Source organism: Bacillus sp. DWP3-1 (genome assembly GCF_049896565.1).
In the GTDB taxonomy this organism is placed as follows: domain Bacteria; phylum Bacillota; class Bacilli; order Bacillales; family Bacillaceae; genus Bacillus.
In genome coordinates this window covers 400,185-415,392 of the sequence record NZ_JAFCUN010000001.1, presented here as the reverse complement: position 1 = coordinate 415,392, position 15,208 = coordinate 400,185, and the positions used below count along the sequence as shown (strand labels likewise).

General features: G+C 42.2%; 13 protein-coding genes. All 13 read right to left on the bottom strand.

Annotation, left to right across the window (positions count from 1 at the left end; translation table 11 throughout):
* Nucleotides 1–59: 59 nt before the first annotated feature.
* Nucleotides 60–1,241, bottom strand: coding sequence for a glycine C-acetyltransferase (locus ACP7A0_RS02090; RefSeq protein WP_106071507.1), 1,182 nt, complete (start codon nt 1,239–1,241; stop codon nt 60–62).
* Nucleotides 1,238–2,302: an L-threonine 3-dehydrogenase gene (tdh, locus tag ACP7A0_RS02085; RefSeq protein ID WP_066030885.1), complete on the bottom strand. Its 1,065-nt coding sequence runs from the start codon at nt 2,300–2,302 to the stop codon at nt 1,238–1,240. The genes ACP7A0_RS02090 and tdh overlap by 4 nt, the downstream gene beginning before the upstream one ends.
* A 174-nt stretch (nt 2,303–2,476) precedes the next feature.
* Nucleotides 2,477–5,521 (bottom strand): efflux RND transporter permease subunit, encoded by a 3,045-nt coding sequence (locus tag ACP7A0_RS02080; protein WP_426004077.1) that lies wholly within the window; start codon nt 5,519–5,521, stop codon nt 2,477–2,479.
* Nucleotides 5,522–5,723: 202 nt separating this feature from the next.
* Nucleotides 5,724–5,984, bottom strand: a complete 261-nt coding sequence (gene spoVS / locus ACP7A0_RS02075) for a stage V sporulation protein SpoVS (protein WP_003211281.1) — start codon at nt 5,982–5,984, stop codon at nt 5,724–5,726.
* A gap of 201 nt (nt 5,985–6,185) precedes the next feature.
* On the bottom strand, nt 6,186–6,980 hold the full coding sequence (locus ACP7A0_RS02070; RefSeq protein ID WP_034662209.1) for a TIGR00282 family metallophosphoesterase: 795 nt from the start codon (nt 6,978–6,980) through the stop codon (nt 6,186–6,188).
* An 88-nt stretch (nt 6,981–7,068) separates the two neighbouring features.
* Complete coding sequence (rny, locus tag ACP7A0_RS02065; protein WP_003211958.1) at nt 7,069–8,631, bottom strand: ribonuclease Y; 1,563 nt, start codon at nt 8,629–8,631, stop codon at nt 7,069–7,071.
* Between the two features lie 500 nt (nt 8,632–9,131).
* Nucleotides 9,132–10,172, bottom strand: a complete 1,041-nt coding sequence (gene recA, locus ACP7A0_RS02060; protein ID WP_034662211.1) for a recombinase RecA — start codon at nt 10,170–10,172, stop codon at nt 9,132–9,134.
* A 176-nt stretch (nt 10,173–10,348) separates the two neighbouring features.
* Complete coding sequence (locus tag ACP7A0_RS02055; RefSeq protein ID WP_060596326.1) at nt 10,349–11,599, bottom strand: competence/damage-inducible protein A; 1,251 nt, start codon at nt 11,597–11,599, stop codon at nt 10,349–10,351.
* Between the two features lie 16 nt (nt 11,600–11,615).
* Nucleotides 11,616–12,197, bottom strand: coding sequence for a CDP-diacylglycerol--glycerol-3-phosphate 3-phosphatidyltransferase (gene pgsA / locus ACP7A0_RS02050; RefSeq protein WP_066030887.1), 582 nt, complete (start codon nt 12,195–12,197; stop codon nt 11,616–11,618).
* Nucleotides 12,198–12,272: 75 nt separating this feature from the next.
* Complete coding sequence (locus ACP7A0_RS02045; protein WP_106038724.1) at nt 12,273–13,184, bottom strand: helix-turn-helix domain-containing protein; 912 nt, start codon at nt 13,182–13,184, stop codon at nt 12,273–12,275.
* 23 nt (nt 13,185–13,207) lie between these two features.
* Nucleotides 13,208–13,999, bottom strand: coding sequence for a DUF3388 domain-containing protein (locus ACP7A0_RS02040; RefSeq protein WP_003211480.1), 792 nt, complete (start codon nt 13,997–13,999; stop codon nt 13,208–13,210).
* A gap of 131 nt (nt 14,000–14,130) precedes the next feature.
* On the bottom strand, nt 14,131–14,388 hold the full coding sequence (locus ACP7A0_RS02035; RefSeq protein WP_003211590.1) for a DUF3243 domain-containing protein: 258 nt from the start codon (nt 14,386–14,388) through the stop codon (nt 14,131–14,133).
* Between the two features lie 73 nt (nt 14,389–14,461).
* The gene (gene ymfI / locus ACP7A0_RS02030) at nt 14,462–15,190 is read right to left on the bottom strand and encodes an elongation factor P 5-aminopentanone reductase (protein ID WP_106038725.1); all 729 of its coding nucleotides are present in this window, start codon (nt 15,188–15,190) and stop codon (nt 14,462–14,464) included.
* Nucleotides 15,191–15,208 lie beyond the last annotated feature (18 nt).

The following is a 15,208-nucleotide window of genomic DNA, read 5'->3' as shown; positions in this document are numbered from 1 at the left end:
CTATTCAGCAAGAAGGTCACAGCCAATCTCTTTATTAAAAAAAGAGAGCCTGCGCTCTCTCAATCAAGTATATTCAGTTTTTTTGCTTCTTCTTTGATCACCGTCAGTGCACGGTCTAGTTCTTCTTTTGTGTGCTCTGCTGTGATGATGGCTCTAATTCTCGCTTTTCCTTTTGCCACAGTTGGGAAGGCGATGCCTTGAGCAAACACGCCTCGCTCTATTAAAGCCTTTGAAAAGCGGAAAGTAAGGGCTTCGTCTCCAATCATAATTGGAATAATCGGTGTTTCTGTGGGTGCAACCTGAAATCCAAGACTGACGACTTTTTCTTTAAAATAGGCGGCGTTCTCCCAGAGCGTGCCAATTCGCTCCGGTTCATCTAACAGCACTTCAATCGCTTCTTCACACGCTCTAGTCACTGCTGGCGGATGTGAGGTGCTGAATAAAAACGGTCTTGCTTTATGCTTTAAATAATCAATTAAAACGGCTGATCCCGCTACATAGCCGCCGAGCACTCCGACAGCCTTGCTAAGTGTCCCAACCTGAATATGCACTCTGCCGTCGAGTTTGAAATGGTTGACTGTCCCGCGGCCATTTTCACCAAGCACGCCCGAGGCATGCGCATCGTCTACCATCACAAATGCATCATATGCTTCTGCGAGCCTGACAATCTCAGGAAGTGGCGCAATATCTCCATCCATCGAGAACACACCATCTGTGACGATGAGACGCATGCGGTAATTCATAGATTTCTTTAAAATTTTCTCAAGCTGTTCCATATTGGAATGACCGTATACCTTTTTATCTGCTTTTGTTAATCGGATGCCGTCAATGATTGAGGCATGATTCAGTTCATCTGAAATCACAATATCATCTTTTGTCAGGATACTTGATAAGACCCCTTGGTTGGTCGTAAAGCCTGATTGGAACACAAGGGCTGCCTCTGTCTTTTTAAATGCAGCGAGCTTTTTTTCAAGACGTTCGTGCATCGTCATTGTGCCGGCGATGGTTCGTACAGACCCTGTGCCAGCACCAAATTCATCAATTCCCTCTTTTGCCGCTTTCATCAGCCTTGGATGTGAGGTGAGGCCTAAGTAGTTATTTGAGGAGAGCTGTATGACAGATTGTTCATTTAATGTCACAGTGGATGATTGTTTTGAGTCGATCTCTTTCAATGTTTGGTGGGTGCCTTGCTGCTTCATTGTTTCCAATTCATCTTGTAAATACGTGAATTCTTTCATCATTTCTTCCCCCTTTGATTTGATGGCAGCATCAGTACGACCTTTCCGCACGTACCATTTCTCATGAGTTCAAATCCCTTTTCGAACTGTTCAAATGGCAGCGTATGGGTGACAACTGGCTGGACATCGATGGTATTCGTTCTTAATAACTCAGATACTTGACGCCACGTCTCAAACATTTTTCTCCCCGTGATTCCTTGGACGGTTAATCCCCTAAAAACAATTTGATTCGTAATATCAATTGTCACTGGCCGTTCTGGCAAGCTTAGTATATTGACTTTCCCTCCATTTGCACAAGCTTCGAGAGCTTGATTAATGGCAACTGGATGTCCTGACATCTCGCATATCACATCTGCTCCTTCCATCCGTGTGAACTGCTTAATCACCTCAACAGGATCATCTTTTCCAATATCCACGATATGATCTGCCCCCATTTTTCGGGCAAGATCCAGCCTGTATTCGTTTTGATCGACGGCAAACACTTGAACAGCACCGGAAGCTTTCGCGACGGCGATCGCCATTAAACCGATTGGTCCGCAGCCAAAAATCGCCACTGACTTACCTGAAACGGGTGTGTGCAGCACTGTATGAACAGCATTTCCAAGCGGCTCTTGGATAGACGCAAGCTCTACTGGCATTTGAGCTGGATTGTGCCACACATTTTGTTCAGGTACTTTGACATATTCAGCAAAGCAGCCGTCAATGTCTACCCCTAAAATTTTCGTTTCACTGCATAAATGCTGCTGACCGGTTAAACACATATAGCACTGATTACATACAACATGTGTCTCTGCCGATACAAAATCCCCTACTTTTGCACGCGAGACTTGCTTTCCCGCCTTGACAACTTCCCCTGTAAATTCATGTCCAAAAATGTAGGGCGCTTTAACTCTTCCCTTTGCCCAGTCATCCCAGTTATAAATATGCACGTCTGTTCCGCATATCGAAGTGGCTTTCACCTGAATCAATACTTCATGATCATTGATTTCTGGAATCGGCATTTCCATCAGTACCGCTCCGTAAGCGCTTTCTTTTTTAACAATTGCTTTCATCGTTCCACACATGACGTACAACCCCTTTGTTAAAAAAACTTCTCCCAATGAGATTTTAACACGTCTTATTTTAGTCGTAAATACCACTGTCTACTGTAAAAAGACAAATGAACACTCCACATATTTTTTTGGATATTTTTCTAAAAAAAAGCAAATCCCCGTAGAGAAGGAGATTTGCTTTTTGCGTCACCGTCTTTTTGAAACGGCAATATATAAGGCTGGCACAATGAAGAGTGTGAGAATCGTTGAGAAAAAGACACCCGAAACTATGCAGATTGCCAGCGGCTTAAAGAGCGGGTCATTACTTAATGCTACAGGCATAAGGGCAACCAGTGCTGTAAAGGCTGTTAGTAAAATTGGCCTAATCCTTGCTCTTCCAGCTTCAATGACAGCTGTCTGTTGATCGAATCCTTGCTTACGCCGCTGCTCAATAAATTCGAACAAGACAACCGCATTTCGGACCACGATACCAGCTAATGAGACAATTCCCATTGTTGCCATGAAGCTGAACGGTGTTTGTGTGACAAACAGTCCTATAACAGCTCCAGATATCGCTAAGTAAACCGTACCTAGAACTAACAATGGAAGCATCAATGAATTGAACTGAAAAGCGATGGTCACATAAATGAGCAGCAAGACAACCCCAAATAAGAGACTAATTTCAATAAAGAACTGGGTTTGATCTTCATTTTCTCCACCTTGAGAAATGGTTAGCTCCTTCGCTGCATCCGTTTTTCCTACTTGATTGACGACTTCTTTCATGTCATCTTTAAACGACTCTGACGTGCCAGGGTACGCCTTCAGCGTAATGGTCGGAATTCCATTTTCATGTGGAATGCTTTCATACTGCTCTGTTTCTTTTTCTTTTACATATCGGCTAAGCGGCTCGAGTGAAGGCATACCACCTTCATTTGAATTGACAGGCACTTTTATTTCTTTTAGCTTTAATCCATTTTGGTGTGTAGCCATATCCTGTTTGACCACTAGGTCGATATCTTTTGTTCCTTGTTTAAAGCTGCCTAATGGCATGCCTTCTGTCACTAGACCGAGCTGTCTGCTGACAAACTGAGCGCTGAGTCCATCCTCTGCCATTCGGTCACGGTTTAATTCAAAGGAGATGGTTTTTACCGGCTGATTGACATCGTCAGTGATCAAGCTCGCTCCTTTTTCTTTCATTTCACTTGTGAGCGTTTCTTTGATATTAATGAGCTTTGCAAAAGAGTCACCCGCAATGGTTACAGTCACAGGCGCACCGGTTGGCGGCCCTTGAACAATGGTTTTCATAAAGATATCAGCATCTTTGAATTTCTTACGCAAAGGCTCTGTCATACGATCTATCAATTGTTTACTGGCCATCTGATCATTGTCTACTCTCACAACAACCTGACCAGTATGATCACTTGCATTTGAGATACTTTCATTAAACAGGTTCGGTACACCGCCGCCTGCAAAGATCGCCGTCTCTTCAATGCCTTTCTGCTGTTTCATCTCTTGTTCTATTTTCTCTAATGTTTCATTTGTTTTGTCTAATGTTGTTTCACTTGGAAGTGTGACAGTGACAACCACTTCTTTCTTATTCGCTGCAGGGAAAAATTCAAATGGTGTGACGAAAATCAGTAAAAAGGCAAGCGTTGCAACGAGCAAACCACTTAGGCCAATAAGCAGCGGACGCTTCACAATATTCGTCAGCACACGGTCTGCATAAAAATCAGCTAATTTTTTTAACGGTTTGCCTAGGAACCCTGGCTCTTTTTGAATTTTCTTGTTCTTTCTTTTTCGGTTCACGGTATATTGATAGACTGGCACTAGTGTCAGAGAAATCACCATAGACGCAAGTACAGTCGTGACTAGGACAGACGGTAATGCTCGTATAAATGAACCGTTTGCACCTGATAAGAAAACAAGTGGCAAGAAAGCAAACACAACCGCAAGTGTTGAAGTCAAAATAGACCCTGCAACTTCTTTTACACCTGCAATCGTTCCTTTAAGCGGACTTTCGTATTTTTTCATCTGCCTTAAAATATTATCGTTGACGACAATGGCATCATCGACAAGTATTCCTAGGGCAATGATAAAGCCGATAATCGAAATCTGATTGAGGTCCACTTGTAAAAATGGCAGCGGAATCGTTCCGATTGTGATCGATAATGGGATGGCAAGTGAAACGATGAACGCACCGCCAATGGTAAGACCAAGTGTGGTGACGATAATGACAGCGATGACCGCAACAATGGCTTCTTTTATTAAATCATTAAAAATGGCATCCACATCACTTTTTTGTGAATAGTAGTCTACCCACTCCACACCATTTGGAAGCTGCTTCTCTTTCTTAATAACATCACTGACTTTGTCATACATTTTAGGAATATCAAGCCCTGGTTTGATATTGACTGTAAATGAATAGGCGGGCTTTCCGTTATACGACACAATGTCACTTTTCTCTTTTTCTACTTCTTTTAAGCTGCCAAGCTGACTGATTGTGACCGGCTCACGGTTCGTTTTGGAGAAAAGCTCAATCTTTGTCACTTGATCCAAACGGTCATAGGCATCAATGGACAGCTTAACCTTCTCGCCACCTGCCCGAATGTCGCCTAGTGGAGATGTGTCAAATTCCTGATTGATGGCATTTGTAACATCCGTTACATTTAACCCTTCATCCTCCAGTTTACTCGAGTCTAAGTTTAATACCGCTTGTTTGTCATTGAATCCTTTGATGACGACACTGTCTACCCCTTTGATGTCCTCAACCTTTTCCTTCAACGCACGCAGCGATTCCTGACTTTTTGCCAAGTCCGTTAATTGACTCGCCACAACCATATAAGAACCAACCGGCACGTTGCCGAACTCATCCTTTACATCCGGCTCCATCACTCCGTTAGGAAAGGACGACGCAGCACTCGTGGTTTCATTCTTAATCTGACTTGCCACCTTTTGAAAGTCGGCTTGATCATCAATTTCAAGCACAATATTTGAAAAACCAATGGCAGAAACAGAGCTCGTTTTCTCTACACCATTGATATCAGATATGGCTGATTCGAGCTTATTGGTTACATCACTTTCCACCTGTTTTGCATCCGCACCAGGAAACACGGTGGAAATCGTGACGATATTCGCTTGGAATTCTGGCAGTTCTCGTTTAGGGAGCTGCGCGAATAAATAGCCGCCAGCAATGAGAACAATAAAAAATAAAATAAAAACAAGCTTTCCTCTTTTCAAAAAAGCTTCGAACATTATTTCACCTACTTAAATATTTATTTTTGATGAAGTATTTTTAACTTCATCTTAATTTATCATCCTGGTGAAAAAATGCAAGCTCTAATATGTCATTTTTATCTATTTCATGAACTGAATATGTTATATAAGAAATGTATAGTGGTAAACAAAAACAACCTGCTCACATGATGTAAGCAGGTTGAAAATAATAAAATTAGAATTATCGTGGTTCAACAATCAATTTGATTGCTGTTCTTTCTTCTCCATCGATAAGAATGTCAGTAAAGGCTGGAATGCATATCAAATCCACTCCGCTTGGTGCAACAAATCCCCTTGCTATGGCTACAGCCTTGACCGCCTGATTCAGCGCTCCAGCGCCGATTGCTTGTATTTCCGCTGCACCGCGTTCACGTAAAACGCCTGCTAATGCTCCTGCTACTGAATTCGGATTTGACTTTGCTGAAACTTTTAAAATTTCCATTTCTGCTCCCCCTTAAATTTACAATGGATAAGTGAGTGTTCATTAGAACAATCTTTGTTAGATGATGCTATTTTTTGAAAATCCATCCCCAAAATGTTTTTCAAAAATAGCAGGCTACCTACCATTTTTACTATATTCACGATAGAGGGCGCATATTCCTTCTTTCTGATTAATATTTTTCTGAAATAAATATGTGAACATTTATTCAAAGAAAATATGGTCATCATTTATCAAAATTCGATCAATTTTGACAGCTTTTTTCGACTGTTCGTCAATTTCTACGATTACTGCACTTAATGTTGTGCGTCCTTCTGCAATCTCAAAACGGACTGGAAGACTCGTTTTGAATCGTTTAATAATCGTCTCTCGATCAACACCTAAAATGCCATCATAAGGTCCTGTCATTCCCACATCTGAAATATACGCAGTTCCTTTTGGCAAAACGCGGTTATCTGCTGTTTGAACATGTGTATGCGTTCCAACGACACATGATGCACGGCCGTCTGTATACCAGCCCATCGCTTGCTTTTCACTTGTGGCTTCACCATGAAAATCAATAAAAATGAACGGTGTACGTTTGGATGCTTCCGCAATTAACTCGTCTACTTTTTGAAACGGGCAGTCAATTGGCGGTAAAAAAGTGCGTCCTTGTAAATTGATGACGGCCAGTTCTTTTCCTTGTTTTTTTATAAACGTAAGACCTTTACCAGGTGTGCCTTCTGGGAAGTTCGCCGGACGAACCATGTTGGCTGCGTCATCGATGAAATCAAAAATGTCTCTTTTATCCCATGTATGGTTGCCCATTGTAAGCACGTCAGCTCCTGCTTGCAGCAGCTCATGATAGATTTTTTCAGTTATCCCTTTCCCATGAGCAGCATTTTCTCCGTTGACAATGGTAAAGTGGGGCTGATATTTCTTCTTTAGCTTTGGCAAGTATTCTTTCAGTGTGTCTCGTCCAGGTGAACCGACGATATCTCCAACAAATAATATTTTCATGCGCTTTGAACCCTTTCTCTTATAAATTGACTTCTTATCAGTGTTGCATATTTACACAAAAAAATAAAGCGGCGCTAAGCGCACCGCTCTATTTTGCATACTCTACTGCGCGAGTTTCTCGAATGACCGTCACTTTAATGTGACCAGGGTAATCGAGCTCGTCCTCAATCCGCTTACGAATATCCCTTGCTAGACGGTGAGCTTCAAGATCATTAATTGAATCTGGCTTCACCATAATACGTACTTCACGTCCAGCCTGTATCGCAAACGATTTTTCAACACCTTCATAAGATTCAGAGATATCTTCTAATTTCTCAAGTCTCCGAATGTAATTTTCAAGCGTCTCACTTCTTGCACCAGGGCGTGCTGCAGATAATGCATCTGCTGCCGCAACAAGAACAGCGATAATAGATGTCGGTTCTTGGTCACCGTGGTGAGAGGCAATACTGTTGATGACAACAGGATGCTCTTTATATTTCGTCGCAAGCTCAACGCCAATTTCTACGTGGCTTCCTTCTACTTCATGATCAATGGCTTTTCCAATGTCATGCAGAAGACCTGCTCGTTTTGCAAGCTTTGCATCTTCTCCAAGCTCTGAAGCCATGAGACCTGCAAGATGTGCAACCTCAATTGAATGCTTCAGGACATTTTGTCCATAACTTGTACGGAATTTTAAGCGACCGAGAATTTTGATGAGATCCGGATGCAGACCGTGAACTCCGACTTCGAATGTCGTTTGCTCACCCATCTCACGGATATAATCATCGACTTCACGGCGTGATTTTTCCACCATTTCTTCAATTCGTGCAGGATGAATGCGGCCATCCTGGACTAGCTTGTCCAGAGCTATCCTCGCTGTTTCACGTCTAATCGGATCAAAGCCCGATAGGATAACAGCTTCAGGTGTATCATCTATGATCAAGTCAATACCTGTTAACGTTTCTAACGTACGGATATTTCGTCCTTCACGTCCGATAATACGACCTTTCATCTCATCATTTGGAAGATTGACTACAGATACCGTCGTTTCAGCTACATGATCAGCTGCACAACGCTGTAACGCAAGTGAAAGAATGTTTTTCGCCTTTTTATCAGCCTCTTCTTTCGCTCGGTTTTCAGATTCTTTCGTCATGACTGCAATGTCGTGGGAAAGCTCATTTTCAACTTGATCCAGAATGATTTGTTTCGCTTCATCTCGAGTTAAACTAGAAATGCGTTCTAACTCGGCTTTCTGCAAACGAATCATATCATCCACTTTGCTTTCCATCTCTTCAATATGTTGTTGTCGTTCATTCAGAGAATGATCTCTCTTCTCCAACAGGGACTCCCGTTTATCTAAAGATTCGTCTTTGCGATCAAGATTTTCCTCTTTTTGAAGTAAACGGTTTTCTTGTCTTTGAAGCTCATTACGTCTTTCACGAACTTCTTGCTCCGCCTCTACACGAAAGGAATGAATTTCATCTTTCGCTTCCAAGAGCGCTTCTTTCTTCAATGCTTCCGCATCACGCTTTGCATCCTCAACAATTTGTTCGGCCATGTTTCTTGCGCCGGATATTTTTGCTTCTGCAATGGTTTTACGAACAAAGTAGCCAACAACTAAACAGATTAGGCTCAGCAAAATGGAGATGATCGTAAACATCGTAGGCGACATATTTTCACCTCCTCTTGCTATGAACTTGGTTTTACAAATAAAGTGTCGGCATGTACATTGTTTTGTGTCTCAACATACAGGGCCTTCACAGGGAATGAGATCCTCACTGCCCTTGTCAAGTTTAAATTAGTTATCAATCATGTTAAGAAAAACAAGTGATACATTCCCATTGTAATTGTGTCGGAAATACTTGTCAAGCTAGTCAGACTGAGGCGTAAGTCGTTATTTCAAGCAAAGACAGAACTTTTGACCTGCTAGCTGTCATGTAAATGTAAAAAAAAGACGCTTTTCAGCGTCTTTAGCGTGTAGACAAACCCTCGCATTCGGTGTCAGGTCTGCGCTCCGGTGCTCACGAATGTTTAATTCGCTCCGCTCCGGTACTCGCCCTTCCTAGACTTCAAAGGTTTTCTATCACGCTGAAAAGAAGACAAAGGGCTAAAATAAAGATCATTTTAGCCCTTTGTCAACCATCTAAGACGCTTTTCAGCGTCTTTTAGTCTTTAAATTTCCAATTCCTCTTGTCCTTCTTCTTCTTCAGCTGCTTTCACTCCGTTTGTGTCCAAACCGTAGTGCTCTCTAATTTGTTCTTGAATCATGAGAAGAATATCTTTGTTTTCTTTAAGGAACTGTTTCGCATTTTCGCGGCCTTGCCCAAGACGTTCCTCTTGATAAGAATACCAAGCACCGCTCTTTTGTACGATATCTAGTTCGCTTCCAAGGTCGATGATTTCTCCCTCTTTTGAGATTCCTTCACCGTACATAATGTCTACTTCTGCAATACGGAATGGCGGTGCTACTTTGTTTTTCACCACTTTAATTCTCGTTTTATTCCCCATAATGTCATTGCCCTGCTTCAGCTGTTCAGCACGGCGCACTTCTAAACGAACAGACGAATAGAACTTAAGCGCACGTCCACCTGGCGTTGTTTCAGGGTTACCGAACATGACCCCAACTTTTTCACGAATTTGGTTAATAAAGATGGCAATTGTTTTCGATTTATTAATGGCACCTGATAGTTTACGAAGTGCTTGGGACATCAAACGTGCTTGTAAACCAACATGTGAATCACCCATGTCCCCTTCAATCTCTGCTTTTGGTACAAGAGCAGCTACTGAGTCAATAACAACAATATCAACTGCACCACTGCGGACAAGAGCTTCTGCAATTTCAAGTGCTTGTTCTCCTGTATCAGGCTGAGAAAGTAACAGCTCATCAATATTGACACCTAGTTTTTGAGCGTAAACTGGATCGAGCGCATGCTCTGCATCGATAAATGCAGCTTGTCCTCCCTGCTGCTGAACCTCAGCAATGGCATGAAGTGCTACTGTCGTTTTACCAGAACTCTCTGGACCATATACTTCAATAATACGGCCGCGAGGATATCCACCTATTCCAAGTGCAGTATCAAGTGCTAACGAACCACTCGGTACTGTTGAAATGCGTGTATCTGTTTGCTCTCCTAGTTTCATAATAGAGCCTTTACCAAACTGTTTTTCTATTTGTTTAAGAGCCATATCTAAGGCTGCTTGACGATCACTCATTCTATTGTTTCCTCCTTTATCAATTCCACTATCTATACTATACCTTGTTTTACGTCATTTGCCAAGAAAAAAACGAACACATATTCGATTTTTTCTTGGCAGATTTTTAAGAAAAGAGTGATTTCTATTAGAAAAAACACTCTTTTATAAAGGAGTAAACCTAACAAAAAACAAAATTAACTCTCTTTTAATAAATTGAGCAAGTGATGCAGACCGTATTTCACAGCGCGCTTTCGAATGCCCGACCGGCTTCCTGTAAACATCCATTCAAACACGTCTGTATGGTCTTTCGTAGATAGCCCGATGAACACTTTTCCGACAGGCTGTCCCTCGTGGGTATCAGGGCCTGCTACACCCGTAAAACTAATGCCAATATCACTTCCCGCGAGCTTTCTAGCACCTTCAGCAAGCTCTAGAGCACACTCTTTGCTGACAGCACCATGAGAAGACAACGTTTCCTCCCGGCAGCCAAGCACCTGCTGTTTGACTTGATTTGTATAACAAACGACACTGCCGCTTAAAATCGACGATGCACCTTCAAGATCTGTCAGCCATTCAGAAAACATTCCGCCAGTCAGGCTCTCAGCCGCTGCCACTGTTTTCCCGTGTTCGTGCAAGGCCTTGGAAGCTTCACGGACTAGTGATGTATCACCATACCCGTAGAAGTACTCACCTACCCGCGCTAAAATTTTCGCTTCTGTTTCTTTTAACAGACGCTCCGTTTCTTTTTCATCCTCATGCTTAGCCGTGAGCCTAAGTGTCACTTCACCGTCAGATGCGAGAGGTGCAATCGTTGGGTTGGTTTGAGCATCAATTAAATCTTCTAGGTCTGTTTCAAGCTGTGATTCACCGATTCCGAAGAAGCGGAGAACAACAGACACGATTTTTTCCTTTAAACCCAGTTTCTCAGAAATCAGCGGCTTCGCCTCGTTCTCAAACATCGGATGCAGTTCACTTGGCGGTCCAGGAAGCAACATATAAAATGTATCGTCTTCTTGAATAAACATACCTGGGGCCATCCCAAACCGGTTTACGAGCACATCAGATCCTTCTAGAACGAGTGCCTGCTTACGGTTATTCGGCGACATGTCTCGTCCAGTCTTTCGAAAGTAGTCTTGAATGGATTCAAATGCTTCTTCATTTAGCACGAGCTCTTTTCCGAGCGTACTCGCAATGGTTTCTTTTGTTAAATCATCTTTGGTTGGTCCAAGACCACCTGAGAAGATAATAAAATTCGATCTTTCCTGCGCCACTTGAATGGCCCTTTTTAAACGCTCTGGATTGTCACCAACTGCTGTGTGGTAATAAACATTCACACCAATTTCAGCTAGCTGTTTGCTGATAAATTGTGCATTCGTATTCGTAATTTGCCCTAGCAAAAGTTCGGACCCGACTGCAATAATTTCTGCTTTTCTCTCTGACTTCAAAGCGTACACGTCCTTTTTAGTTAGAATTCTTTAAAGCTTCCCAGTTTTTTGCAAAGTAATCCCAGCCTGACACAACAGTGAAGAACACTGCTACCCACATCGCAAGGTCACCAAACGGGAATGATACAAGTTCAAATGGCAGGTTATGCAATAGAAGTGCTGAAATCGCAATGATTTGCGCCCATGTTTTCACTTTTCCAAGCATATTAGCTGCTACCACTTCACCGCCTCCGGCTAATACAAGCCTTAGACCGGTTACAGCAAATTCACGGCTAATGATCACAATCGCCATCCATGCCGGTGTGAGGTTGTATTGAACAAGTATAATTAAAGCAGCTGAAACAAGCAATTTATCTGCAAGCGGATCTAAAAATTTACCAAAGTTTGTCACTAAGTTAAGTTTACGCGCATAGTACCCATCAATCCAGTCAGTTGTCGAAGCGACAATAAACAGGATTGCTCCAACAAGATGCGTCACTTCGATGCTGACGTGACCAAAACGCGCAACACCCCAATCTAAAGGTGCAAGCATAATGATCATAAAAACAGGGATCAAGGCGATCCTAGAAAGAGTTATTTTATTCGGTAAGTTAAACATGAAATTCAATCCTCCAATAAGCCATTTTTTTATGTATATATAATAGTAGGAACAAAAGAAAAGTCATCTACTTGCTTAAGATGACTTTTCCTTTCCTTTATTCACAATCACAATGTTTTGTGTCATGGTGTTTTTAGGGTCTAATTCGTACTTAAGCGTTTCGTCATTCACCTTGATATCAATTCCAGTCGCATTGCCTAGACGGATATCGACCTGAGAGAGCTCAGACAAGTCTGTTTTAAACGATTCGCCATCTTTTAGTTCACCCATCTTCAGCACTTTTCCAGATTCGTCTCTGACGCGCAGCCATGAAGCTTTTGTTGCAGAAATGATTAACTCCATCTCATCTGCACCTGACACTTCATACGTTGTCGTTGAGCCTTCCGTATTCGTTGCCTTCAAAGAGACCGTTTCATCGTCTTTGGATGAATCCTTTGATGAGTCATCTTTTTTAGATGATTTTTCTTGATCATCTGACGAAGCTTTTTCTTTTTTCTTTTGATCCTTTGCGAGAGATGAATCCTCAGATACTTCATATTTAGATTCTGACTGCTGAGGAGCCGCCTGATTGTTCTTCTGCCCGCTATCATGATTGACCGCCTGCACAATTACATAAATGATCGCGATGACCACAAGGACGCCTCCAATAATCAAGATGGTCGGCAGCAGCTCAAGCACCTTCGAGGCAGGCTTTGGCAGCTCTCTTTGCGGCTTAATATTTGATAATTTATCAGATACTTCATCGTTATACGTGCTCGGTACATCTTTACGAAATTCTTCGAACAATTGTTCAGGATTTAGTCCAACGGCTTCGGCATATTGTTTAATAAACGCTCTGACGTAAAATTTACCTGGAATAATATCATAGTTTCCTTGTTCGATTGCTAGCAAGTAGCGCTTTTGGATTTTGGTCACCGTCTGAAGATCCTCCAGCGACATCCCTTTTTCCTCTCTGGCCTCAATGAGCCGTTTTCCCAATTCAGTCAAAACAAACACCTACCATTACCATATTAAAAATCGAAGCCAGAAAAACCAGAATGATCAAACACTTGTGGTTCTTCAGCGTGCTCATATGTAATCTCTTCATCTGCACTATTACGCAATTCAATGATATAGTCGAAATCATCCATTGTATATTCTGAATTTTGAATAAAGATGTCTGGATGCTCAACCACCTTCGTTGCCGGCAGTCTCATAATTTCTCTTAAAAGCTGCAAGTGCTTCTCAGAACCTCTTCGCGTCGACACAATCCCATCAATAATAAAGACGTTATCTGGGCTGTATTCATCCGCAATCAGCTGACTTCGGATCGTCTGTTTCAAAAGAGTGGACGATACAAAAAGCCATCTCTTGCTGGCACATACACTTGAAGCCACAATTGATTCTGTCTTTCCGACACGCGGCATCCCGCGAATCCCAATCAATTTATGTCCTTCTTTTTTAAATAGTTCAGCCATAAAATCAACAAGAAGACCAAGCTCGTCCCTTTCAAAACGGAACGTCTTTTTGTCATCCGCATCACGCTGAATATATCTGCCGTGACGAACCGCTAAGCGGTCACGAAGTTTTGGCTGTCTTAATTTCGTTACTTTTATCGTTTCCATTGTATTTAAAATTGATTCAAGGCGCTTAATTTGATCTGTGTGGTCACAGCGCAAAAGCATTCCGCGTCTTGATACATCAACACCATTAATTGTCACAATATTAATTGAAAGCATCCCCATTAGAGAAGAAATGTCTCCTAATAGTCCGGGACGGTTTACCTGTATCTCATATTCAAAATACCATTCGAGCTTTGCCAAATGATATTACCCCCTTCATTGTGGCAAATTTTTACCTTCCTTTATCATAAAGCATTTTCACATTTTTAGAAAGCACAATGTTGCTAAACGGTTAAAATAAAAAGAGAGGCACAAACGACCCCTCTTTTTGTTTAGTGCGAGCTATTATTTTCAACCAGCTTGACCATCATATTGGCAATAGCGCGCTGCTCATCTTCTGATGCAACGCTCCAAAGGTCAGCAAGTACTCTTTCTTGCTCGTTCTTTGCTTCAACTTCGTTAGCTAAATATCCGCCAATTTCATACGCAAGGTTATTGATGGTATCATCTTTTAAACCTTTATCCTGCGCATGATTTAAACGGTCACCTAAAAAGTTTTTCCAATGGTCCCAGTTCTCAAGTACTGACATGTCGATTCCTCCATTCGAAAAGATGAATTACAGCCATAGCTTTTGTCATGGAGAGACGAATTATACACGTTTTTTAACAGTACCAGCCGCCATTAACGGATAAAATTTGACCTGTCATATAACTTGACTGCTTTGAGGCGAGAAACCAAATGACATTTGCAATCTCCTCAGGTGATGCAAGCCGGCCAAGCGGGATTTCTTCCTCAAGCATTGCAATATCTTCTTGTGTGAAGCTTTTCATCATGTCTGTACGGACAGCACCTGGCGAAACAGCATTTGCTCTAATTCCACTTGGGGCAAGCTCTTTTGCCAGACCTTTAATAAACGCATTTTGCGCCCCCTTCACCATGCTGTACAGCACTTCACACGATGCACCTGTTTCTCCCCATATCGAGCTTACTACAACAATATGACCTGCTTTTTTTTGAATCATGGCTGGCAATAGGTGTTGGGTGAGCTCATATGGACTTGTGACATGCAGCTGCACCATACTGGCTAATACATCTTTTTCTGTATCTGTCACTAATCCGACATGACTTTTACCGCTATTTAATACAAGAATATCTGGGGATACAGGCAGACGGCTGACGAGCTCATCTGCTCCGCCCATTTTAGCTAAATCCGCTTGAACGACGTGCGTCTGAATATGACTTGTTTCTTCCAGCTGAGCGGCAAGCTGCACGGCTGCCTGTTCATTTTTGTGATAATGGAGCATCACGTGGCAGCCTTCATGGGCAAGCTTTTTGGCTGCCGCCTGCCCAATCCCGCCACTGGCACCTGTTATCAGCGCCCAACGACTCATCACATGGATTCCTACTTT